This is a genomic window from Streptomyces sp. NPDC024017 (genome assembly GCF_040638895.1).
In the GTDB taxonomy this organism is placed as follows: Bacteria; Actinomycetota; Actinomycetes; order Streptomycetales; family Streptomycetaceae; genus Streptomyces.
Genome location: NZ_JBEZYZ010000007.1, coordinates 113,275 through 137,692, shown reverse-complemented (window position 1 = coordinate 137,692; position 24,418 = coordinate 113,275). Strand labels below are relative to the sequence as shown.

General features: G+C 70.9%; 13 protein-coding genes and 4 pseudogenes. 11 read left to right on the top strand and 6 right to left on the bottom strand.

The annotated features are described in order from the left end of the window. Positions 1-9 precede the first annotated feature (9 nt). Together AB0G20_RS20185 and AB0G20_RS20180 are read right to left on the bottom strand one after the other, a co-directional pair. The gene (locus tag AB0G20_RS20185; RefSeq protein WP_361304188.1) at positions 10-648 is read right to left on the bottom strand and encodes a (2Fe-2S)-binding protein; all 639 of its coding nucleotides are present in this window, start codon (positions 646-648) and stop codon (positions 10-12) included. Positions 649-1,345: 697 nt separating this feature from the next. Next, complete coding sequence (locus AB0G20_RS20180; protein ID WP_361304185.1) at positions 1,346-2,689, bottom strand: polysaccharide lyase family 1 protein; 1,344 nt, start codon at positions 2,687-2,689, stop codon at positions 1,346-1,348. A 200-nt stretch (positions 2,690-2,889) separates the two neighbouring features. Here AB0G20_RS20180 and AB0G20_RS20175 point away from each other — a divergent pair. Both AB0G20_RS20175 and AB0G20_RS20170 read left to right on the top strand, forming a co-directional pair. After that, a pseudogene (locus AB0G20_RS20175) lies at positions 2,890-3,228 on the top strand (replicative DNA helicase); the annotation flags it as partial. Positions 3,229-3,347: 119 nt separating this feature from the next. After that, positions 3,348-3,806: a hypothetical protein gene (locus tag AB0G20_RS20170; RefSeq protein WP_361304182.1), complete on the top strand. Its 459-nt coding sequence runs from the start codon at positions 3,348-3,350 to the stop codon at positions 3,804-3,806. Between the two features lie 207 nt (positions 3,807-4,013). Here the strand turns inward: AB0G20_RS20170 and AB0G20_RS20165 are convergent, their stop codons facing one another. Genes AB0G20_RS20165 through AB0G20_RS20155 form a run of 3 tightly spaced genes read right to left on the bottom strand, consistent with a single transcriptional unit; the run spans position 4,014 to position 7,139 of the window. Then, the gene (locus tag AB0G20_RS20165; RefSeq protein WP_361304179.1) at positions 4,014-6,029 is read right to left on the bottom strand and encodes an FtsX-like permease family protein; all 2,016 of its coding nucleotides are present in this window, start codon (positions 6,027-6,029) and stop codon (positions 4,014-4,016) included. Between the two features lie 32 nt (positions 6,030-6,061). After that, positions 6,062-6,748 (bottom strand): ABC transporter ATP-binding protein, encoded by a 687-nt coding sequence (locus AB0G20_RS20160; protein WP_361304176.1) that lies wholly within the window; start codon positions 6,746-6,748, stop codon positions 6,062-6,064. Positions 6,749-6,767: 19 nt separating this feature from the next. After that, positions 6,768-7,139 (bottom strand): DUF4333 domain-containing protein, encoded by a 372-nt coding sequence (locus AB0G20_RS20155; RefSeq protein WP_361304173.1) that lies wholly within the window; start codon positions 7,137-7,139, stop codon positions 6,768-6,770. Between the two features lie 160 nt (positions 7,140-7,299). On the opposite strand from AB0G20_RS20155, the gene AB0G20_RS20150 reads away from it, so the two are divergent. Next, positions 7,300-8,487: a histidine kinase gene (locus tag AB0G20_RS20150; RefSeq protein WP_361304170.1), complete on the top strand. Its 1,188-nt coding sequence runs from the start codon at positions 7,300-7,302 to the stop codon at positions 8,485-8,487. A gap of 120 nt (positions 8,488-8,607) precedes the next feature. Here the strand turns inward: AB0G20_RS20150 and AB0G20_RS20145 are convergent. After that, a pseudogene (locus AB0G20_RS20145) lies at positions 8,608-8,802 on the bottom strand (transposase); the annotation flags it as partial. 7 nt (positions 8,803-8,809) lie between these two features. Between AB0G20_RS20145 and AB0G20_RS20140 the strand changes: the two are divergent. The 8 genes and pseudogenes from AB0G20_RS20140 to AB0G20_RS20105 all read left to right on the top strand — a co-directional run. Beyond that, positions 8,810-9,237: pseudogene (locus AB0G20_RS20140) on the top strand (transposase family protein); the annotation flags it as partial. Between the two features lie 111 nt (positions 9,238-9,348). Then, positions 9,349-10,044, top strand: coding sequence for a response regulator transcription factor (locus AB0G20_RS20135; protein ID WP_361304167.1), 696 nt, complete (start codon positions 9,349-9,351; stop codon positions 10,042-10,044). A gap of 814 nt (positions 10,045-10,858) precedes the next feature. Continuing rightward, a complete protein-coding gene (locus AB0G20_RS20130) occupies positions 10,859-14,293 on the top strand; it encodes a S8 family serine peptidase (RefSeq protein WP_361304164.1) in 3,435 nt (1,144 codons plus the stop codon). Between the two features lie 98 nt (positions 14,294-14,391). After that, on the top strand, positions 14,392-16,083 hold the full coding sequence (locus AB0G20_RS20125; protein WP_361304161.1) for a rhamnogalacturonan lyase B N-terminal domain-containing protein: 1,692 nt from the start codon (positions 14,392-14,394) through the stop codon (positions 16,081-16,083). A gap of 108 nt (positions 16,084-16,191) precedes the next feature. Beyond that, positions 16,192-19,923, top strand: coding sequence for a helix-turn-helix domain-containing protein (locus AB0G20_RS20120; protein WP_361304158.1), 3,732 nt, complete (start codon positions 16,192-16,194; stop codon positions 19,921-19,923). A gap of 195 nt (positions 19,924-20,118) precedes the next feature. Continuing rightward, on the top strand, positions 20,119-21,549 hold the full coding sequence (locus tag AB0G20_RS20115) for a polysaccharide deacetylase family protein (RefSeq protein WP_361304155.1): 1,431 nt from the start codon (positions 20,119-20,121) through the stop codon (positions 21,547-21,549). A gap of 962 nt (positions 21,550-22,511) precedes the next feature. Beyond that, positions 22,512-23,225, top strand: a pseudogene (locus tag AB0G20_RS20110) (SGNH/GDSL hydrolase family protein); the annotation flags it as partial. 128 nt (positions 23,226-23,353) lie between these two features. Then, a complete protein-coding gene (locus AB0G20_RS20105) occupies positions 23,354-24,409 on the top strand; it encodes a glycoside hydrolase family 5 protein (RefSeq protein ID WP_361304152.1) in 1,056 nt (351 codons plus the stop codon). Positions 24,410-24,418 lie beyond the last annotated feature (9 nt).

Below are 24,418 nucleotides of genomic sequence, written 5' to 3'. Positions count from 1 at the left end.
AGCGGCTCCTTACTTCCGGCCGGCGGTCTGTTCGACCGCCCGCACGATTTTCACGTAGCAGCCGCAGCGGCAGATGTTGCCGCTCATCCACTCCCGGATCTCCTCCGGCGAACCGGTGTGGCCCTCCTGGATGCAGCCGACCCCGGACATGATCTGGCCGGGGGTGCAGTAGCCGCACTGGAAGGCGTCCTGGTCGACGAACGCCTGCTGCAGCGGGTGCAGTTGATCGCCGTCGGCCAGGCCCTCGATCGTGGTGACCCGGGCGCCCTCCAGGCGCACCGCGAGCGTCAGGCAGGAGTTCACGCGCTGCCCGTCGACCAGGACCGTGCACGCCCCGCAGGCGCCCGCGTTGCAGCCCTTCTTGGAGCCGGTCAGTTCGAAGTGCTCGCGCAGCAGATCCAGCAGCGAGGTGCGGTTGTCGACCGTGACCGTGCGCCGGGTGCCGTTCACCGTCAGGGACACACGGCTGGAAGGTGCCGTCCCCGTAGCAGTCGCCTCCTCGGCCCCGGCCAGGAACGTACCTCCGGCTACCACGACACCGCCCACCGCGACACCAGTGGCGATGACGGTGCGCCGACTCGGCCCCGAGGTGGACTCACCGGCTCCGGAGGGTGGAGAAACAGCAGAATCAGGGAGTTCAGAGGACATAACTTCGCCTTTGCGTCACGGACGGATCAGTCGTGTACACCAGCGGGAGACCAGGCACGAGATCGACGCCACCGCGGAAACTGGGTGACAGCTCGCCTCGACAGGGCGGCTGATCACGCGGAAGTCTTGCACCACAGGCGTCACCCATGGCAGGGAGAGTTTTGTCCCCCCTTGCTTTTCCTTGGCCCTCCCTTGGTTTTTTCGCCCGCAAGCAAGAGCCAGGTGAAGGAGGAAGGGCCGTCGAAGGCGCGGCAAGTCGCCTCGTTGGTGACGTTCGGTCGCTGGGCCACGAGCGACGTGAGTCCGTGCTCCTCGCTCGGGACGGCGTCGTCCTCTACGACATTTCCCATGGAGGCGGGGCGATACCCAAGGGGCGGGCGGAGAGTTGGTCGAACGCCCACAAGTTCGACCGGATCCTCGTCGTCGCCGAGCACTGCCAGGGCTGCAGCCGGACCCGCTACAAGCGCGGGAACCAGGGGCTCAAAGCGACCGACGGGTGCAACACCCGCAAGGAGGTCATCCCGGCCGGTCATGCGGCCTGCGTGAACCGTCCTGTGGGCTGTTGCCCGGCAGACGCCGTGAGGGGCCCGGAAACGTATCCCGGGCCCCTCACAGTCCGTGGCGCGGCGGACCGCGCGGCACGGATACGCGAGGGCCGGGGGCTCGTGGTCTCCCGGCCCTCGCGTGTCTAGGGGTGCTACTTGAGCACGCCCGCCCCCGTCGTCGTCGCCAGCGACGTCGGCAGGTTGCTCGCCGAGGCCTCCAGGCCCGTCGTGAGGGTCGGGGCCCAGTTGACCGTGGTCTTCAGGTCCTTGGACGAGGCGGCGTTGTAGGCGGCGACGAGGTCGGTCACCGTGCCGTTGACGAGGTTGCCGGAGCCCTTGACCGAGCCGGTGCCGTCACCGCTGAGGAGCTTGGCGGCCTTCGCGCCGGACGGCAGCTTCCAGTAGTTGTTCTCCGCGACGACCTGAGCCTTGGCACGGGAGTTGATGCTGTACTGCGGCGTGTACCCGTTGAGGGGCGTGACGTCGTAGTAGTTGTTGTAGATGTGGATCTGGCCGATGCGGGCCAGCGGGGCGCGCTGCATGATGCCCTTCCACACGTTGTGGTGGATGGAGACGCGCAGCTTGTCGACGCTGTCGGTGTCGCTGCTGCCGATCAGCATCGTCTTGTCGTGGTTGGCGAACTGGTTGCGCGAGACGGTCACCAGGTCGGATCCCTTGGTGATGTCGAGGGCGCCGTCGTGGATCTGGTACTCGCGGCCGAAGTGCTTCGGGTTGGCGCTGTCGAAGTGCGGCGCGTCGGTGAACGTGTTGTGGTCCGCCCACACGTGGGTGGCGCCGCGCAGGGACACCGAGTCGTAGTTGGAGTTCCAGTTGCCGTCGTTGCCGTCGGTCGGGTCCCACTGGGGGAAGCAGTCCTCAGTGGCGGCGAAGGTCAGGTTGCGGACGATGACGTTGTCCACGTTCTGAATTTGGAGCATGGCCCCGGTGAGGCCCGCCTTCGTGCCCGGGACGCCGACAATCGTCGTGTTGGCGGGGACCCTGAAGACAATGTTCTTGCCCTGCTTGGCCTGGGCGGCGGCGCGTGCCGTCTCCTGGGTGCCGGAGGGCAGCTTGGAGCGGCCGTAAATGGCCGGGTCGTAGGCCTTGAGGTAGGCCGGCAGCGAGTAGCCGGTACCGCGGGCGTAGTCGGCGCAGGTCAGCTTCTTTCCGCTGTCATCGGTGTTGGCGTCGATCATGCCGTCGACCTTGATGATGCGGGGCGTGGTGTCGGACACCGAGCCCAGCGCCTTCACGAGCTGCGCACGGGTGGAGACGGTGAAGGTGTGGGCGGCGTCGGCCTTCGTACCACCGGTGGTCCCCGTACCGGAGGACGCCCAGCCGTCCTTCGCGGTGAGCGTCTGGTGGTACAGGTCGACGGTCCCGGCGTTGGCGTTCATCACGACAACACCAGCGCCGACGCCTGCGGCCACGACGGCCGCGCAGATGACGGCGGCACGACGGGAGCGGAGGGACCGGCGGTGGGAGCGAGCAGCCACGGGGCTTCCTTACGGGGGGGGGAGGAACGGGGTTACGCCCTGTCAGTGGCCGTCGGCCCGTGAATGGTTGCCGCGTGCAGGGATCTTTTTTCCTCCGCTTTTCCGCCACACGATGTCGCCCGAGTCCGCCTACACGTCGCCCTACCCGATCCGCTCAGCTTCGGCTCACTGCGGGAAGAGCTGGGCTTACAGCGGCTCGGGACGGCTGACCAGGCGAGGTCCTCCGCATGCCGGCCGAACCGGCCGGTTCCGTCGAGCACTGGGGCGAGCCCGCCCTGCAGCGCTCTCTCTTGGGTACGGCCGAGCACACCGGCCGACGCATCGAGGCGTACGCGGGTGACCCGGCGAACACCCCGTTCCAGCTCGTCGTCGGCACCCGCCGCGCCCTCGCCGGCATCGCCGCCGTCCGCACCCGCTGGCAGCACGCCACCGGAGCCACCCCGACACAGCGGCGGCGACCGGCGCCCACCACGCGCGCCGGCCCGCCGACCACCACGGTCGCGCACACCGCGATCCATAGACGAGCGCCGAGGCCATGATTTGCCTGTGCAGCTACCGGCCGCCTCGCCGTGCAACGGCTGCTTCCGCAGTGATTTCACCGCCGAAGATCGACGATGCTGGAGCCCTTCGCACCAGACGACGACAAGAGGTGGGTGGCGTGGCCAGCCTGATCAGGCGCCAGGAGTATCCGGTGAATGTCGACTACAACGGGTGGGCCTTGCAGGACCTCGACGACACGCAGGTTCCTGTGCTGTTCCCTGAGGGTTTCGAGAGCGGCACGTTCCTCACCGCCCACCCTGGGCGCCTTGATATCTACAGTGCCGGGCACACCCACACCGCGTCCCTGACGGTGGAGGTCTGGGACGGAGAGCCGGCAGTGCCGGCCGGAGAGTGGGACGAGACAGCTCTGGCCGGCATCGTTTGTTCTTCGGGCAAGTTGCGCGCCAGGGGGATGGCGGCGGGACCGATGCCAGAGGTGATCGAGTTGTCGGACGGGCCGGGCGTCTGGACCGTGCGAGTGGTGTGCACCGGCCGTGAGGCGGCATCTGCGCAGACCCAGCACGCGGTGGTGCACGGAGTCGAGCGCTACATCGCACAGTTCTGGCCGAACGCCTGAAGTGCGTACACAGTCGGCGGCGCACCGCGGATGCGGAGACGGGGTGGGTGATCCCGTGCGCGGTCAGGTCGGAACAGGACCAGCACGACAGCGGTACTGCTGTGCGGGGTTTCGTGCCAGAGGGCTGCACTGGGCAGGCTGGGACATCAGCTGTCGGGAATCGCATCGGGGTACGCGTCGAGGGGTGTTCGACCGTGGGCACGGCGTTCAGTCCGCCGTCTGTGCCGGGCCTGCCGTCACTCTCCGCAGCAGTGACCTGCTGCCGGCGATCGCGGCGAACATGGTGAGTGCGCCGACGGCCGAGCAGAGCGCCAGTTGCACGCCCCCGGAGGTGTTGATCGTGGTGCCGGACGCCTTGCTGAGCTGCATGGCGCCGTAGACACCCATCGCGGTGGTGCCGCCGGCCAGGACGGCCAGCGGGATGACCGTCTCGCGGATTCGGGACCGGTCCAACACTTTCAGCGGGGTGCCGGCCAGCCGCAACAGGCCATACACCCGGCGCCGGTCGAGAACGTTCGCGGCCGCCGTGAGGCCGGCGGAGGCGGCTGCGACCAGGAAGCTCAGCACCAGGGTGGCGGTGCTGACGGTGGCGATGCGGGCGATGACCGTGTCGTCCGGAGCGGACACGTACTCCTGCGTGAACGGATACCTTCCCGACCCCACGGGCGTCAGGGTGGTGACGGCGGCGTCGATCGCCTCCTGGCCGCCGGAGACATGGGCGATCACGCCGGTGACACCGCCCAACAGGCTGTCGTAGTCGTCCTCGCTCGTGACGTCGACGGTCGCCGTGACGCCCACCCGGCGCAGCGCCGTGCGGGCCTCGATGGCGGCGTGCCGGGCGTCGGCGGCGTTCGCGGTGATCACAGCCACCTGGCCCTCGTGGCCCGGCCCCTCGAAACCTAGCGTGCTGACGGAGAAGAACCCGGCCACGAACCCCGCGAGCACCAGGCCGCTGACGGTCCGCCAGGACCCACGCGGATCGTCGCTGAGCCGGCGCGCGGCCAGCAGCGTGGCCGGGCGGTTGGCGCAGCGGCCCACGATCCGGCCCAGCCGGTCCACGACCCAGGGACCCAGCAGCCAGAACGCGCCGTAGAAGAGCATCAGCATGGCGATCAGCTGCCGGGGCTTGAGCTGACCGCCGTTGCCCGCGGTCGCACTGATGTAGCCCAGGACCGCGATGAACAGCACCAGGCGGATCGCGCGGGTGCGGCGCGGGTTGGCCTGCTGGGCCACACCCAGGGGCGAGGTGGCCACCTGGCGCAGCATGGTCACCGCGCTGATGGTGATCAGCGCGGTGACGGCCAGCACCACCGCCGCGAGCCATGGCAGTCCCACCCACAGCTGGCCGGTGTCCCAGGCGCCGATGCCGTACGGGAGCTCGGCGAGCGCGGGCAGCAGCGCCGTGTAGGCGAGCGCGCCCGCGAGGGCACCGGCGGCACCGACTCCCGCCGCCTCGACGGCGGTCATGGCGAGGATCTGCCGCGGGGTCGCCCCGGCCAGCCGCAGCGCGGCGAGCCGCTGCTCGCGCCGGGCCGCGCCGAGCCGTCCGGCGGCCGAGGCCAGCACGATCACCGGAACGATGAGAAGCACCACGCCCAGCAGCACGGTCCCCTGGTCGGTGGCGGTGAACACGCTCGCCTTGGTGCCGGAGAACCCGGAGACCGGTGCGCGCTCGGTCATCCCGTCGTCGTAGTAGCTCTGCTGCCCGGCGGTCTTGGAGACGGCCGGGTCGCCGGGGGCCCGTCCGACCACCGCGACCAGTTCGTCCGGGGAGGCGAGGCCGGCGGCGCCGATCGTTCCGTAGGACTTCGTCTTCGGGAAGCGGGCGGCGAGTTGGCTGGCGGGCAGCTGGTGCACCAGCGCGGCCAGGGCCGGGGAGAGGTACACCTCGCCCTGCTTCGGGAAGCCGGTCAGTCCGGGGGGCGCGGGTGTCGGCTCGCGGCCGGGCAGCTGGGCCAGGTTGACGACGGTGACCGGTTCGTGGCGGACGTACGTCGTGGTCGTGGCCTGGACGGCCGTCGCCCGCTTCGCCGGTACGGCGTCGGGCGTGCGCCAGGTGGTGTGGTCGGCGCGGGCGCCGGCGCCGAGGGCGGCGGCGATCATCACCAGCAGGAGGAACGAGCCGACGGCGGCGGCACCAGCCGCGAGCAACTGGGAGTGCAGGCCGCGGCGGCCGGATGACCTGGCGAGGTGCCAGGTCAGGGGCAGGACGGGGGAACGCATCAGGGCCTCCGGGGTTCTTCGGGCGAGGTGGGTCAGGCGACGGTGAACTGACTGTCGTGGCCGCTGATCCGGCCGTCCCGGACCTGGAGGATGCGGTCGCAGTGGGCGGCGACGTCGGCGTCGTGGGTGACCATCACCAGGGCGGCGCCCGTGTTTCGGGTCGCGGACGTCAGGAGCTGGACGACCTCCGTGCTGGTCCGCTGGTCCAGGGCGCCGGTGGGCTCGTCGGCGAAGACGACGTCCGGTTCGCCGACCAGCGCGCGGGCGATGGCGACCCGTTGGGCCTGTCCGCCGGAGAGCTGTCCGGGGCGACGGTGCTCCAGCCCCTCCAAGCCGAGCGGCGCGAACCAGCGCCGGGAGCGCTCGACGGCCGCCTTGCGCGGGATGCCCTCCAGCATCAGCGACAGCGCCACGTTCTCCTCCGCCGGCAGCTCCGGCAGCAACTGGCCGGACTGGAACACGAACCCGAACCGCTTGCGGCGCAGGGCGCTGAGCCGGTTCTCGCCCAGGCTGTCGATGCGCTCGCCGCGCAGCAGGACCTGGCCGCCGTCGGGCCGGATGATCCCGGCGAGGGTGTGCAACAGGGTCGACTTGCCAGACCCCGACGGGCCCATGATCGCCAGTGATTCGCGCTCGCGGACCTCGACGTCCACGCCGGCCAGGGCAGTGGTGGAGCCGTACTTCTTGACGAGGCCGTGACCGGCCAGAACGGTGCTCATGGTGTGGTGTGGGCCCTTCTCAGCGCTCGAACTTCCAGGTGACGCTCTTGGCGCCGGCCTTGGTCACACGGACGGGGATCTTGACGGTCGCGCCGTCGCTCTTCTTGGCGGTGCAGGTGAGGGTGGCTCCGGTCACGGCCTTGAGGCCGGTCGGGCAGGTGACGTCGGAGAGCTTGTCGCCGACCCAGGGCAGCGGGTGGTACTTGCTCTGGGTGCGGCCGGCGACGATGTTCGCCGAGAGCGCCCGCTGGCCGTCCACTGATGCCGTGGTGTGGTTGTCCAGCTCGGTGGTCGACTCGGTGCCGGCGAGCAGATACGTGCCGAGGCCGCCGAGCGCGACCGCGGCGGTCACGCCGGCGCCGACGCCTATGAGGAACTTGCTGCGCTGCATCGCGTACTCCTGGTGTCCGTGGTGAGGATGCGGCTCCACCCTCGCCCGCGGGCCCGGGCGCGCGCCTCGGCCGAACGGTCAGGATCGCGGGCCGGAACCGCCGGGCACCTCGGCCGTTCGGCCGATCCCGCTGCCGGGCGTCTGGCCTACGGTGACCGGCATGAGGACTGTTTCCGCCCGGGGCTGTGCCCGTGGCTTCGCCGTCGGTCTCCTGCTCGCCGCGGCCGCCGTCGACGTTGTGCTCTACACGGGCTCCGGCGGGACGAGCGTCCTGCCGACGGCGGGGCCTGTCTGGCAGACCCTTGCCGTGGTGCTCGTCGGGCTGGCCGGCGTGCTGTGGCCGGCCGGGCGGCGGCCCGAGTGGCTCACGCCGCAGGTGCGCACCGCCGTTCCCGCTCTCGCCTCGGCCCTCCTCACCGCAGCGTCGCTGTCGGTCCGAGAGCCGGTCGTGTTCGGCCCGGGCGAGATCGTGATCCTGCTGAGCCTGCTCTTCATCGCGGTACGGCACTGCCCGCCGCGCTGGGCCTTGGTGTGCGGCGCGCTCGACGCGGGCGCGCTGTTCATCCTGCCGGTACGCCGCGACATGACGCTGAGCAGTGACGTGCTGGGCCTGGAGATGATCGGTCTGTTGCTGGTCGGCCTCATCGCCGGACTCGCGGCCTCTCTTCGCTCGATGGACTACCGCCGCACGGTCGCTGTCAGCGAGACCCGCCGCAGTGAACGCCTGGCCATGGCCGCCGACCTGCACGACTTCGTCGCCCACCACGTGACCGGCATCCTCGTGCAGACCCAGGTGGCCCGCATGATGGCGGCCACCCAGCCGCAGGAACTGGACCCTGTCCTGGCGGGCATCGAGCGCGCCGCGACCGAGGCCCTCGCCTCGATGCGCCGCACGGTCGGCGTGCTGCGGGACACCGCTCCCGAGGCGGCCGACCGCCGCCCGGTCGGCGACCTCGCGGGCATCGCCGAACTGATCGAAGGCTTCGCCACTCCGGGCCAGCAGGTCACCCTGCGCCGGGACTTCGCCCTGCCCCCCGACACCCTTCCCCACGAGGTACAGGCCGCCGCCTTCCGGGTCGTCCAGGAAGCACTGACCAACATTCGCCGCCACGCAGCCGACGCCACGCACGTTGAAGTCCGCCTACGCGACGACACCGGCCGCCTGGCCGTGACGGTGGCGGACGACGGCCGCGGCGGAACCCAGCTCCCGGTGGCCGCTCACGGCGGCGGCTTCGGCCTCGTCGGCCTCAAGGAACGGGTAACCGCGCTGGGCGGTGAACTGGACGCCGGGCCGCGGCACGGCGGGGGGTGGGAGGTGCGGGCGGTGTTCCCGGAGCGGAAGCCATGAAGGGAACGACCTCCCTTCGAACGGCTGCCCGTCCTCCATCTGGTCCCCTGCGGAGGTCGCCGCCGTGCCTGCGGGACCGCCCGCCCTTCGGCCCGGAGAGGCGGAACCGGCGTCGCGGAGCATGACGCGGTCCGAGCGCAGACGTCCGACCAGCACGACCGGCAGGTCTGCCAGGACATGGGAGAAGCAGGCGGTGTCGTAGCCACTGTCCATGACGTTCAGGATCTCGGGATCGCCCGGCAGCCAGTGCCCGGCCATGCTCAACCGGGCCATGACGCCGCGGAAGTGGCTGGTGATGACCTGGGTGGCCTCGTCCCCCGCGGATGCCGCAGACCGGTTGCGGATCGTGGACGGCACGCTGATCCCGGTGCGTGACTGGACTGTGGCGGCCTCCAGCCACAACTCCGGTTCTCGGCGAACGTGCAGGTCATCGTGGACGCCGATAATCGGCTGGCGATCGCGGCCGCGCGACCGATGCCGGGCACAACGGCGGACGCCCACGCCTGGCGGTCGTCCGGGCTGAGCCGGCACTGCCAGGGCGTGACCGTCCTCGGCGACGGTGCCTGTCTCAACTGCGGGATGGCGGTACCGCACCACAAACGCCCGGGACGGGCTCTGTTCAGGGATGAGGAAGACGACAACGCCGAGCACCGCAGGGTCCGTGCCCGGGTGGAACACGTCATCGGCCGGATGAAGAACTGCAAGATCCTCCGCGACTGCCGCCGGCGCGGACCAGTTCGCGGACCTTGACCAAGCGGTGGGCGCCGGGGCCGCCGTGCCAGGGCCGAACCGGCGCAGACCCGCTGGCTGACGGCAGAGCCCGCGGCATCGCCGGCCCTGTTCCTGAGGCATGATCGAGCCATGACCACCAGCCCCATGAGCAGCGCGCCCATCCGGGTCCTGCTGGCCGACGACCAGGAGATGGTCCGCAGCGGCTTCCGCTTCTTCCTGGATGCCCAGCCGGACATCACGGTCGTCGCCGAGGCCGCCGACGGGGAGGAGGCGGTAGCGCTGGCCCGCAAGCTGCGGCCGGACGTGTGCCTGCTGGACATACGCATGCCGAAGCTGGACGGCCTGGAAGCGACCCGGCTGCTGGCCGGGCCGCAGGTGGCCGACCCGCTGCGGGTGGTCGTGGTCACCACCTTCGACCTCGACGAGTACGTCTACGGCGCGCTGCGCGGAGGGGCCTGTGGGTTCCTTCTGAAGGACTCCGGGCCGACCCTGCTCGCCGAGGCGGTCCGCGCCGCCGCGGCCGGCGACTCGCTGGTCTCACCGTCCGTCACGGTCCGTCTGCTCAAGCACGTCACCGCACCCAGGGAGGACCGACGGCCGGTAAACCCGGCACCGGCGGCCGAACCCCTCACCGACCGCGAAGTGGACGTCGTCCGCCTGGCCGCCCTCGGCCGCACCAACGCCGAGATCGCCGCCGAGCTCTACGTCTCCCTCTCCACGGTCAAGACCCATCTGTCCAGCGTCCAGCTCAAACTGGCGGCCCGGAACCGGGTCGAGATCGCGGCCTGGGCCTGGCAGCACGGCTATGCCCAGCCACGCCCGTGAACCGCGAGCCGCCCGCTCCGGCAGGGGGTGCGGTCGGAGCCGAGCAACCTGGCCTCGCCGCCGCCCGCGTGCCCTCAGCCACTCCGCCCCGACTCGTCACCAGCGCATGCCCTGATGACCTCGTGGAGCTGTCAGGCCGGTGGCCGTGTTGTCGGTACGGCATCTCGTCGGGGTGCAGCCGGATGCGGGTCTGCCGCCAGGCTGTGTCGAACGAGATGTCGCTCTGACTGGCCCTGATCAGGCGCCAGGCCTGCCAGCTGGTCCGAGGGGCGAGCAGCCAGCGCAGGCCGGATACCGACCTCACTCGCAACACCCTCACCATGATGGGTGAGCAGAACCTCCGCCGGACCGTCGTGACGTCCACGCAAGGCGCCGGAGACAACTGGGCCCGGCTCACCCCGTGTGCAAGGCCCTGAGCTCGTCGCCCTCTCCAGCAAGTCGGCCGACGCTCGCCCAGGCTGGCACCGACAAGCCGTTGTCCGGCCAGGAACGGGCCTTGGGTTGCAGCTGGTAGTCCACCAGGACAACCACCACACCGACCTGGTCGCAGCAGGCTGGCGTGGCAGAAGTCCGGGCCCCGAGGACACAGCCGCCTCAGTTCATCTACACCAGGCCTGACAGACCGGTCCCGTTGCTCACACCGGTCGGGGCGTTGACGCTCCGCATTTTTCAGTGCTGGTCAGGGCCTACTTATCAACTCCCCGGCCTTGCAAAGTCGGTGCCGGCCGGTGGCACTCCCTCGCCATCGGCCCCTCCACTCGCGTACGCGGCGTCGTACGGACCACGCACCGACCACGGGGAAAGGGACTTTCCTTTGCAGCACAAGCACCAGCGGACGAGAAGGAGACGGCACGGACAGGGCGGAACGGCGTTCGGCATCGCTGCCGTGCTCGCCCTTGCCGGGCTCACCGCGACCGCGACAGCCGCCCCCGAAGCATCGATCACTCCGACCGGCCCGTCCGCCGCGTCCCCGGACGGCCTGGCCAGGCCGTCCGCGCGCGTGACGCTGCTGACCGGTGACACCGTCAGCCTGGACCGCACCGGCCGGGTGGTCGAGGTGCGGTCGGGCAAGGGCCGTAGCGGCATCGGCTACTCGGTACGGCGCTTCGCCGGGCACACCTACGTCGTTCCGCTGGACGCGACGAGGCTGCTGGGCAGCGGCCGGCTGGACCGCCGGCTGTTCGACGTCACGCAGTTGGTCAAGGACGGCTACGACGACGCGCACCGCAAGCAGGTGCCGCTGATCGTCTCCTACAAGGGCACCAGCACTGTTCAAACAGGCGCCAGGGAATCCCTCTTCGCTGCCGAGGCCGATGTCACGCACCGGCTGCCCGCCATCCACGGCGACGCGCTGACCTCCGACAAGCCGGACGCGGGCAAGGTGTGGCGGGCGCTGACCGACTCCGTCGGCGGCCGGGCCGCCGTGAGCACCGCCCCCGGTATCGACCGGGTGTGGCTGGACGGCCGGGTCAGGATCAGCGCACAGGACGCCGTCGCTCCGGACCCGCACGGAGGGGTCACGCAGATCGGTGCCCCGGCGTCCTGGAAGGCGGGCTACGACGGCAAGGGCGTCAAGGTCGCCGTTCTGGACACCGGCGTCGACGCCACCCACCCGGACCTGAAGGGCAGGATCCTCAAGGCCAAGAACTTCACCGGCTCCGACTCCGCCGACGACCGGCAGGGCCATGGCACCCACGTGGCCTCCACCATCGTGGGCTCCGGCGTGAAGAGCGGCGGCAAGTACAAGGGCGTGGCGCCCGGGGCGGAGTTGCTGGTCGGCAAGGTCTTGGACGACACGGGCTTCGGCGACGACTCGGACATCATCGCGGGTATGCAGTGGGCCGTGGCGCAGGGCGCCAAGGTCGTCAACATGAGCCTCGGCTCGCCGGACACCACGGACGTCGACCCTCTGGAGAAGGCCGTGAATGACCTGTCGGCCTCCTCCCACACCTTGTTCGTGATCGCCGCCGGCAACTCCGGCCCGTCGGACACCACCCTCGGCACTCCCGGGTCAGCCGCGGCGGCTCTGACGGTGGCCGCCGTCGACCGCGACGACAAGATCGCCTCCTGGTCCAGCCGCGGTCCCACCGCCGACGGCCGCCTCAAGCCGGACATCGCCGCGCCCGGCGTCGACATCATCGCCGCGAAGGCCGCCCACGGCACCGAGGGCAACGACGAGTCGCCCGGCTACGTTTCGATGTCCGGCACCTCCATGGCCACCCCGCACACCGCCGGCGCCGCCGCCATCCTGGCCCAGGAGCACCCCGACTGGACAGGCGAGCAGCTCAAGTCCGCCCTCACCGCCTCGGCGAAGACGCTGGGCGGCGTGACCGCGTACGACGTCGGCGTCGGCCGGGTCGACCTGACCCGGGCGATCGACGCCACCGTCGGCAGCGAGCCGTCCTCCGTCGACTTCGGCACCCCGAACCCCTGGCCGCACCACGACGACACCCCCGCCACCAAGACCGTCACCTACCGCAACGACGGCTCCCGGCCGGTCACCCTTGACCTGGACGCCACCGCGACCGGCCCCGGCGGCAAGACCGCGCCCACCGGCATGGTCACCGTCTCCCCCGCCCGGCTGACCGTCCCGGCCGGCGGCACCGCGAAGGCGACGGTCACGGCCGACACGCGGCTCGGCAGCGCCGACGGCGTCTACTCCGGCGCTGTCACCGCGAGCGGTGACGGGCAGAGCGTGCGCACCGCCCTGGCGGTGGTCCGCGAGGTCGAGGCACACACGCTGACCCTGGTCACCACCCGCCGGGACGGCAAGCGCGACAACGAGCCCGACGTCACAGTGGCGGGCCTGGAAACCGGCAAGCAGTTCACGCCCTACGACGACGGCAAGGCGCAGCGCGGCACGGTCACCCTGCGGCTGCCCAAGGGCCGCTACGTAATCAGCGCGACGACCATCAGCCCGGCAGGACGGTCCGCCCAGTTGGTCGCTCCCCACCTCGTGCTCGACCACGACACCACCGTCGCCCTCGACGGGCGCAAGGCCAAACCGGTGAAGGTGACCGCTCCGGACCCCCGGGCCACCCTGCGCGCCGGCCAGATCGTCTTCGCCGCCCGCGGAACCAAGCCGGCCTACGACCTCGCCATCGGCACCGACCTCGACGCCAAGGACACCTTCCTCGGCCAGATCGGCCCGAACGCCCCCGTGGGCTCCTTCATCGCCCAGGCCGGCGGCATCTGGCAGCGCACCGCGACCTCCCCCGCGTACAACCTGGTGACCACGCGCACCGGCGGCTTCTTCGACGGTCTCACCCGTACCTTCGCCTCCACCCGGGGCATGGCCAGGGTGAACACCTCCGTCGCCACGGCCCTGGCCCGGGCGAACACCGCGCAGAACAACGCGTGGACCACGCCGGGCTGGCCGGCGCTCGACCAGGCCACGTCCACCCTCGAAGGGCCGCTGCGTTCGGCGCCGACCGCCAAGATCGTGCAGTACCTGTCGACCGACCACGGTGTGCGCTGGATCCTCGGCGCCCGGACGCAGAACGGTACGGACGGAGAGGGCGTGACCGCCTTCGCCACCTCGCGCCGCTTCGCACCGGACCATACGTACCGGGTCACTCTGGACGGCGGTGTCCACGGCCCGATCGTGACACCGACGAAGGTCGTGGGCGGTCTGCGGGTCGGCCGCTACTACGCGCTGTGCGTGCCGATGTTCTCGGACGGGCCCGGCAACTTCTCGTACTCCGCTCAGACCAGCGTCCACACCCGGCTCACCTCCGGCAGCAAGGTCATAGGCGACTTCACCAAGGACACCTGCCCGAACAGCTACGCCAACCTGCGGGCCGGGACGGCGCGCTACAAGCTGTCCATCACCGCCGACCGCAGCAAGGGCTACAAGATCAGTGACCACGTGGCGGGCGTGTGGACGTTCACCTCGGCGAACACGCCGGAGACCCAGGTGGTCGCCTGGCCGCTCTCCGTCGTCCGCTTCCACCCGAAGCTGAGCCTGACCGGCACCGCCAAGGCGGGCGCCCGGATCACCGTCCCGCTGTCCCTGCAGGGCCCGGCGGCAGCCAAGGGGCACCTGAAGTCGCTCAAGGTGAAGGCGTCGTACGACGGCGGGCGCACCTGGAAGCCGGTCACCGTGCACAACGCGGCGAGCGGAAAGCCTTACCTGACCCTTACCAACCCGAAGAACCCCGGCAGCGTCTCCTTCAGGACAGCCCTCGCCGACACCGCCGGCAACACCTACACCGGCACGATCCGCAACGCCTACCGCACCGTCCGGTAACCGGAAGGCACCCCGGCGGTGGTGAGCCGGCTCCATCCGGCCACCACCGCCGGACGCACCACAACTCGATCAGCTTCTTGCTCACGAACGGAACAACCATGGCCCACCACCGTCGTCGGCGTCTGACCCGCCGCGATGTCCTGCTCAGAACCGCCGCCGGCGGACTCGTCCTCGGCGGAGGCGCCGCGGTCGCCCGGCCTCTGCTCGCCAGCGCCGACGCGGCGCCCAGCGCCTTCGGGTACCGGAACGACGGACGGGCCTACGTCATCACCACCGGCGCCGACCTGGTCTTCAAGGTCGACCACCGCAACGGCGACCTGACCTCCCTGGTTTACAAGGGCACCGAGTACCAGGGCTACGGCAACCGCAACTCACACGTCGAGACGGGGCTCGGCGCCTCGTCGGTGAGTATCCGCAAGACCGGCGACACGATCCTGGTCACCGTCGTGCACGGCACGATGCACCACTACTACGCCGCCCGACGGGGCGAGAACAACGTCTACATGTGGACGAACAAGGCGGACACCTCCATCACCGCCACCCGCTACATCGTCCGCGTCAAGCCCGGCCTCTTCCCCAACGACAACCCCGACACCTGGGACGCCCGCACCGACACCCTCATCGAGGCCCAGGACATCCGCCGCAAGCCCAACGGCACCACCCGCTCCAAGCACTACTCCAACCAGCGCGTCATCGACTACGACCACGTCGGCTGGAGCGACGGCAAGACCGGCATGTGGATAGTGCGCAGCAACCACGAGAAGGCGTCCGGCGGACCGTTCTACCGCTCGCTCATGCGCCACCACTACGAGGACGGCGCCGGCCTGTACGAGATCCTCTACTACGGGGAGAACCAGACCGAGCCGATGCGGTTCGGCCTCCAGGGGCCCTACGTCCTCGCCTTCACCGACGGCGGCGCCCCCGCCCGCTCGCTCAGCCATGACGTCATCGACACCTCGTGGGTCGACGGTCTGGGCCTGGTCGGCTGGGTCGGCCGCGCCGGTCGCGGCCGGGTCGCCGGCGTGGGCCTCAGCGGCCGCAGCGACGGCCACTCCTACACCGTGGGCTTCTCGAACGCCGCCGCCCAGTACTGGGCGAAGGCCGACGCGGCCACCGGGCACTTCGTCTCCCCCTACATGCTGCCGGGCACCTACAAGCTCACCGTGTACAAGGACGAACTCGCCGTCCACACCACGTCCGTCACCGTCACCGCCGGGCGGACGACGGCCCTGCACACGCTGAAGATCACCGCCGACCCGAGCCGGAACACCGCCATCTGGCGCATCGGCGACTGGACCGGCACCCCCGCCGGCTTCAAGAACGCCTCCCTGATGACCACCATGCACCCCTCCGACGCACGGGCCAGGCCCTGGACGACCGGCGTGCACACGGTGGGCTCCTCGTCCCCGGCGGACTTCCCCTGCTACCAGTGGGCGGACATCAACAACAAACTGAAGATCCGCTTCAGACTGACGCAGCAGCAGCTGACCTCCGGCCACACCCTCAACATCGGCATCACCACCGCGTTCGCGAACGGCCGCCCCCGGATCAGGGTCAACAACTGGCTCTCGGCCGTCCCCCAGCCCACCAAGGAACCGACGACCCGCTCGCTCACCGTCGGCTCCTACCGCGGCAATAACCACACCTACAGCTACGCCATCCCGGCGAGCGCCTGGACCAAGTCCGCCGACGCCTACCAGGAGCTGACGATCGACATCGTCAGCGGCTCCGGCGGCACCGCCTACCTCAGCCCCGGAGTGGCGTACGACGCCATCGAGCTGGTGCCCTGAGCCCGAGGGAGTCCCGGCCTCATCGGCTGGGGCCGGGATTGCCTCCCGACAGGTGAAAACGTAGGTTGAGCTCCGTTTTCCTGTTCGATGGTTGAAAGGTGCCACCAGGTGGGCCGACGAGAGAAGCCGGTCGACCCCAGTGCCGGTCCGGTGCAGCGTCTCGCGCACGACCTGCGCCTGCTGAGGGAGAAGGCCGGGAAGCCGCCGTACCGGGAGATGGCGGAGCGGGCGGGTTACTCCACGACCGCGCTGTCGCAGGCCGCAGCAGGCGACCAGTTGCCGACGCTAGCGGTGGTGCGCGCGTACGCGGAGGCGCTCGACGCCGACCCGGACGAGTGGGAGGCCCGCTGGCGGGAGGCGGACGCCGAGCTCCGCGCTCCCGCGGCCGACGAGCAGGCTCCGTACCGAGGGCTGGCCCGCTTCGAACCGGCTGACAGCGACCTCTTCTTCGGCCGGGAGGCACTGGCCCGCGAACTCCTGCACCTGGCGCGCGCGCACCGGTTCGCAGCGGTGTTCGGGCCCTCCGGCAGCGGCAAGTCCTCGCTGCTGCGGGCCGGCCTCGTCCCGCTGCTGCGGGAGGGTGAGGGTGCCGACCGGCCGGCGGTGATCCGGGTCCTCACCCCCGGCGAGCGGCCCGCCCACACGCACGGGCCGGCGCTCGTTCCCCAGGACGGTGAGCTGGACACCTGGGTGATCGTCGACCAGTTCGAGGAGCTGTTCACCCTCTGCCACGACCGCGATGAGCGAGACCGCTTCCTGGACCTGCTGCTCGGCGCGCGGGAGCCGGAGAGCCGCCTGCGGGTGGTGGTCGCGGTGCGCGGCGACTTCTACGGCCACTGTGCCGAGCACCGGGAGCTGGCGGAGGCGGTCAGTCACGCGAACCTGCTGGTCGGGCCGATGAGCGGGGACGAGCTGCGGGAGGTCGTCACCGGCCCGGCCACCGCGGCGGGGCTCAACGTGGAGCGGGTGCTGACCGCGCGGATCATCGAGGAGGTCGGCGACCAGCCGGGCGCGCTGCCGATGCTCTCGCACGCCCTGCTGGAGACGTGGCGCCGTCGCCGGGGCCGCACGCTGACGCTGGCCGCCTACGAGGAGACGGGCGGCGTGCGCGGGGCGATCGCCGCCACCGCCGAGCAGGTCTACGGCGACCTGGACGAGGGCCAGGCCCGTACGGCCCGGCGCATCCTGCTGCGGCTGATCGCCCCCGGGGACCGCACGGCCGACACGCGCCGCCCGGCGTCCCGCTCCGAGTTGGGACCGGGCGCGCTCGACGTCCTGGAACGACTGGCCGCCGCCCGCCTGGTCACCCTGGACGGCGACACCGTGGAACTCGCCCACGAGGCCCTGATCACCGGCTGGCCGCGCCTCGCCGGCTGGATCGAGGAAAGCCGGGAGCGGCTGCGCGCCCAGCGGGCCCTGGGCGAGGCCGCCCGGGCCTGGGAGGAGCTGGACCGTGACCCCGGCGCGCTGTTCCGGGGGTCACGGCTGGAGCGCGCCGAGGAGCTGTTCGGCAGGCAGCGGGACAAGGACGACACCGACGACCTCACCCGGTCGGAGCGGGCGTTCCTGACCGCCTCGGCCGCGGCCCATGACGCCGAACGGGACACCGTCACGCGCACCGCCCGCCGCACGCGTGCGCTCACCGTCGGGCTCTCCGTCTTCCTCGTCCTCACGCTGACCGCGGGACTCGTCGCCTGGCAGCGCGACCGGGTGGGCGAGGAAGAGGCCGCCAAAGCCGCCGCCCGCCGACTGGCCACCGTCGCCGAGAGCCTGCGTGCCACCGACCCCCGTACCGCGTCGCTGCTCGGTGCCGCCGCGTGGCGGATCGCCCCGCTCACCGAGACCCGCTCGGCCCTGCTGGGCGCGCTGGCCCAGCCGGAACGGGACGCCTTCACCGACCCGCAGACCGGCCAGGACGTCCAGCGCTTCCTCACCGACCAGGGCCGCACCCTGCTCAGGGCCGACGGCGGCCGCGTCACCGCCTGGAACGTGGCCGATCACCGCCGTACCAGCGCCTACCACCTGCCGAGCGACGCGGAGGCGTCCGCAGCCGGCCCCGGCGGCCGGTTCCTCGTCCTGACCGGGGCGGGCAGCGACACCCTGTGGAACCTCCCCGAGGGGAGGTCCGTCGCCGACCTGGGCGACGCGGACCTCGGGGCGACCGCACCCGACACAGACGCGTACCTCATCCAGCCGTTCGACGGCCCCGGCCAGGTGCAGGTCCGCCGGACGGATGACAGCAAGGTCCTCTTCACCACCGGTGTCTCCCGCAGTATCACCACGGCGGCCCTCGCCGACGGTGGACGTCTGGCCGCTCTCTGCCCTGCCGAGGGCCCGCCCCAGGTGTGGGACACCGTGCGCGGCAGGCAGGTGCCCGGCGCCTGGCAGAAGGCGGACAAGACCGTGTGCGGCACCGGCTCGGGAGCCGACGGCGGGGACCGGCTGCTGCGCCTCAGCGCGGACGGCAGGCGGCTGGCCCAGGTCCACGGGACAGCGGTCACCGTCTGGGACGTCCGCAGCGGCCGCGTCGTCGCCGACTTCGCCAGCGGCGGCACGACCGGGTTCGCCCAGGCCGACCTCTCGCCCGACGGGGAGTTCCTCGCCACCACCGACGACCAGGAGATCGCCGTATGGCAGCTGGCGTCGGGGGGCGGACAGGTCTTCCACCGGCCGCTGGCCGGGGCGGAGGTCACCGGGCTGACCTGGACCCCCGACCACGGCCGCCGCGTCCTGCGCTACCTCGACCGCGCCACCGTCCACACCTTCGACCTCACCGACCGCCTCTCCGCACGCTGGCAGAGCACCCCGGCCGACGCCACGCTCCTCGGCCCGGACGGCACCACCCTCGCCACCGCCACCCGGTCCGGGCACGGCTACCGCTTCGAGCTGCGTTCCACCGGAACCGGCGCCGTCCTCGCCCGGAGCACGCTCGGCCCCCTGCCGAGCGACACCGGCGACGAAACCCCGCAGCTGGCCTTCAGCCCGGACGGCCGCACGCTCGCCGTCGCCGACACCACCTCCTCGGGAGGCTCCCTGCGGCTGCGCTTCACCGTATGGGACGTAGAGGACCGCACGGTCCGTACGAGCTTCACCACCTCGGGAGCGGCCGACCGCCCCGTGTCCGCGCTCGCCCTGGGCGCCGGCGGTGGCACGCTGCTGGCCGCGCGCTCCGCGAGTGGCGGCGATGCGGCGGAGATCTGGGACACCCGCACCCACCGCAGGTCCCGAACCCTGCACGGCCTCTTCGGGCAGGCGGTGGCCGTGCGGCCGGACGGACGGCTGCTCGTCGGCTCCGCCGACCAGTACGCCGACGTGTCCTCCGGAAAGGTCACCGGGTGGGCGCTCGCCGACGGCCGCGAGGTCACCGCGCTCGCCTTCAGCCCCGACGGCACCCGGTTCGCCGTCGGCGACGCCACCGGGCACGTAACCCTCTGGGACGGCGACCTGCGGCACACCACGGGCGTCCTGACCGGCACCGCCGACACGGCCCCGAGCAGCCGGACCGAGGCCGTGGGCGCACTGGCCTTCTCCTCCGACGGCGGCACCCTCGCCGTGGGAGGAGCCGGCGGGACCCTCCGGCTTTGGGACACCGCCGGGCAACGGCTCCTCGGCGGTGACCTGCCCACGGCCGGGGGCGAGATCCGCTCGCTCGCCTTCGGAGGGAACGACGGCATGCTCTACGCCACCGGACCGAACGTGGTGCTGCAACGCCGCCCCATCTCCCCCGACGCGGCCGTCCGCGCCCTCTGCGAACGCGCCGGGGGCGGACTGACCCGGGCGCAGTGGCGGCGGTACGTCCCCGACGCGCCGTACCGGCAGGTCTGCCCAGCAGCGCACTGAACGCGAACAAAAGGGGACAGAATACCGCCGGATCCGGTCCTGAAATTGTTCACGGTGACCCCGGGGCTCGCTGAAAAACGCCCCTGACCAGAACGATCGGAGATCACAACGGCCGTCGGCGTCCTCGGACGCGGCGGCCGCCCGGCGTCCGGTCCGCGACGCCCGGAAGGTCTCCTCTCCTCAGGTTCTGGTCACATGCGCTCTCACACCCTGCTCCCCGCCCTCCTGCTGCTCGGCTCGCTCACCGCGGCCTGTGCGCACGGCACGTCCGAACCGCCGGTCACGGCAGCCGACGGCGCACGGCCCGGCGCGTCGCCGTCCCCGGCCCGGACGGTCGACCCGTCGAAGATCAAGGGCCTGGAGATCGTCAGCGACAGCAGCGAGAACGGCTCCTGCCCCTTCGCGACCAGCTACCCGGACGTGCCCGGCGCGGAGACGATGACGGCCGCGATGAAGAAGGACGTGGAGCGGCGCCTGGCGACCTTCCGCTCGGGGGCGTGCTCGGATTCGGGCGGAGCGGACGGCCGCGAGCTCAACATCAGCCACCAGTTCCTGGTCGCCTCCGGCGACGTGCTCGGCGTCCGCCTCACCACCCAGGACCAGAGTTCGGCGGGCGACGGACTGTCCGCCAGGACGTACTGGTACGACGGCAAGGCCGGCGCGTACCGCACGGCACTCGGACTCGTCGCCGACGGCTCCCGGGACGCCTTCCTCGCCGCATTGAAGGATCAGCTCAAGGACCGGCAGGGCGTGGATGCGGCAGACCTGGACGACACGTTCTCCGCCCCGGAGAGCCGCGACGCCGCCCTGGACGACATGGCCTTCACCGCCGACGGCGGACTGCGGGTGCACTTCGACCGCGGCGACGTGGGCGTTCCGGCCGCCGGGGCCCAGACGGTGACCATTCCCAAGAAGACGATCACGCCATGGCTGTCCGCGTTCGGCAAGCGCGCCCAGCGGCAGACCGTGAGCCCCAGCCGTTCACTCGACCTGGGCGCGCCCCACGTCCCCGCCCCGGCCGTCCCCACCCACACCGCCTCCGGCGACGACGACACCGACTGCAAGAAGGTCAAGTGCATCGCCCTGACCTTCGACGACGGACCCGCCGCCCCCGAGAGCGCGACCCTGCTGACCCACCTCGCCCAGTACAAGGCGCGCGTCACCTTCTTCACCGTCGGCCAGAACGTCGCCGCCCACCCCGACCTCGTCCGCGCCGAGGCGAAGGCCGGCCACGAGATCGGCAACCACTCCTGGAACCACCCCGACCTCACCCGGCTCAGCTCCCGGCAGGTCGCCTCACAGCTCAACCGCACCAGCGCAGCCATCAAGGCCGCCACCGGCAAGACCCCCACCCTCTTCCGCCCGCCCTACGGCGCCGTCAACCGCACCGTCAGGGCCGCCACCGCCCTCTCGCCGGTGCTGTGGGACGTCGACACCGAGGACTGGAAGTACCGCGACCCCGCCAAGGTGGCCCGGACCGTCATCACGAAGGCACAGCCCAGCGATGTCGTCCTCCTGCACGACATCCACGCCACCTCGGTCGCAGCCGTTCCCGAGATCCTGCGCACCCTCACCGCCGAGGGCTTCCATTTCGTCACGGTGAGCCACCTGCGCGCCACGCTGTGATCAAGCAACTGGCGATCCTCGACCCGGCGGCGTCTCGTTCGCGGCCAGGACTCGCGAAGGAGCCGACGGATGTCGTGAACACGCTCAAGAACTGCTGGGTGGCCCTGGGCGCGTCGCCGGCCAGGGCCACCCACAGTTGGGGCAGCGGCTGCGGCGGCCGCGGACGGCTGTGATCCACTCGGTGGTCTTGGTGTCGTTGCCGGTGACGGGCCAGCACCATGCGGCTGCCCCCTGCGCAAACTGCCTGGGCGGCCGCTCAGGTTGGGCGCGGGTATGGGCGTACCGCTCGTATTCCCGGTGTGCGGTCTCGGCAGTGACGACGCCCTTCCGTCCACCGCGCTGACTGGGATGTTCATAGTTGGCGCACCGCGCAGTTTCCAGAGCGTGCGACGGCCCGGCAATCGACGCACGACCGAAGTCACGAATTCGAGCATGCTCGAACACCAAGTTTCGACAGGATCCTTGACGTCTACTCGACCCCTTCCTACGCTCCATGGGAGCGTTCCCATGCTCGTCTGAGTGAATGATCACCTTCGGCCCTCAGGGACACCGGTTCACTCGGCACCCCCCACGCATCGGAGGCCATCGTGTCCGGCGCACGCCTCGGCATCACGTCACCACCGCGAAGAGCAACGATTCGGTTTCCAGAGACTGAACGCTCGGCGGCATCGCCACCGTCGCACTGACCGGCACGTGCATCACCCAGCCACTCCATGACACCCAGTACCGCGCCGGCCGGGCAGAACGCCGTCGACGGCCAGCCCCGCACCCTGGGTGCTTCTTCGGGAACATCATGCCCACTCCGCCTCGCCCTAGGTCTGCACTGCCTGAAACCCGGCACACCTGACCGACAGGGGACGAACCAACCGCGGTGACGCCGTGGGCAGTTGCGCGGCGGCGAGGCAGCTGTCGCCGGACCACACCCCTCAGAACACTCCCGGCTCACGCAGGAAGGGACTGGCATGCGCAGCACCTCGCATTTACCGTTCTTCCGGGTTCTTCTGACTCTGCTTCTGCTCTCCCTCGGCGTGACCCTCGCGCCCGGGGTCGCTGCCGCACGCACAGCTGCCCCCGTACGCATCATGCACCTGGGTGACTCGATCACCGGCTCGCCCGGCTGCTGGCGCTCGGGGCTGTGGAACCGTCTGCGCAATGCCGGTCACACGAACATCGATTTCGTCGGCACCCTCAACCAGCAGGGTTGCCCCCAGGCGTTCGACGGCGACAACGAGGGTCACGGCGGTGAGCTCGTGACCAACGTGGCGAACCAGAACCTGCTTCCCGCCCGGCTCTCAGCCACGCGTCCCGACATCGTTGTCATGCATCTCGGCACGAACGACGTCTGGAGCAGCATCGCGCCGGACCGCATCCTCGCCGCCTACACCAAGCTGGTGACACAGATGCGGGCGTCGAACCCGAACATGAAGATCCTCGTCGCGCAGATCATTCCGATGAACCCCACCAACTGCACCGGCTGTGCCCGGCGAGTGGTCGACCTGAATGCGCGGATCCCCTGCTGGGCCCGGGCGACGAACACAAGCCGCTCTCCGGTGACCGTGGTCGACCAGTGGACGGGCTTCAACACCTCAGGCGACACCTACGACGGGGTACACCCGTCCGCCTCCGGCAACACGAAGATCGCCGCCCGCTGGTATCCCGCTCTCGCCGCCCTCCTCTGAAGGGCGTGCGGGGCGGCCCGGAGACCAGGAGCCGTTTCCGCCACCCGCACCGCCGCCGTCAGCCGCACGGCACGAGTCACCGCCTCCCCAAGCACACCGGTCCTTCCCCCATTGGAGCCGCCGCCATGAGATTCCGCACGCGAGCCGCCCCACGAACGGCCGCCGTCCTGGCCGCTCTCCTGGGCCTACTCGTCCCCCTGCTCGGTCTCGCCGCCCCGGCCCAGGCCGCGCCCACCGGCTTCCGTGTCCAGAACGGCAGGCTGCTGGAAGCGTCCGGCAACGACTTCGTGATGCGTGGCGTCAACCACGCCCACACCTGGTATCCGAACCGGATCAACTCCCTCTCCCACATCAAGACCAAGGGCGCCAACACCGTCCGCGTCGTCCTCGCCAGCGGTGACCGCTGGACGCGCAACAGCGCGGCCGACGTGGCGAACGTCGTCTCCCAGTGCAAGCAGAACCGGTTCATCTGCGTTCTGGAAGTCCACGACACCACGGGCTACGGCGACCAGAGCGGCGCAACCACACTGTCCCGCGCCGCCGACTACTGGATCAGCGTGAAGAACGCCCTGACCGGCCAGGAGAAGTACGTCATCGTCAACATCGGCAACGAGCCGTATGGAAACACCAACTACACCAGGTGGACGGCCGACACCAAGGCCGCCGTCCAGAAGCTGCGGAACGCCGGGTTCAACCACACGTTGATGGTGGACGCGCCCAACTGGGGCCAGGACTGGGCGTTCACCATGCGGGACAACGCCGCCTCGGTGTTCGCCGCCGACCCGGACCGCAACACCGTGTTCTCGGTCCACATGTACGGCGTCTTCAACACGGCCGCGAAGGTCAATGACTACCTGAACCGTTTCGTGGCTGCGAAACTCCCTGTCGTGGTCGGCGAGTTCGGCCACAACCACTCCGACGGCAACCCCGACGAGGACGCCATCCTGGCCGCTGCCCAGCGGCTCCGGCTCGGCTACCTGGGCTGGTCGTGGAGCGGCAACAGCAGTGATGTGCAGTACCTGGACCTCGTCACCAACTTCGACCCCAACCAGCTCACCAGTTGGGGCCGGCGCCTCTTCAACGGAACGAACGGCATCGTCGCCACCGCCAAGGAGGCAGCGGTTTTCTCCACCGGCGCCACGAGCACCCACCCCTCGGCCGTTCCCCCGCTACACCACTGACGCAACTCG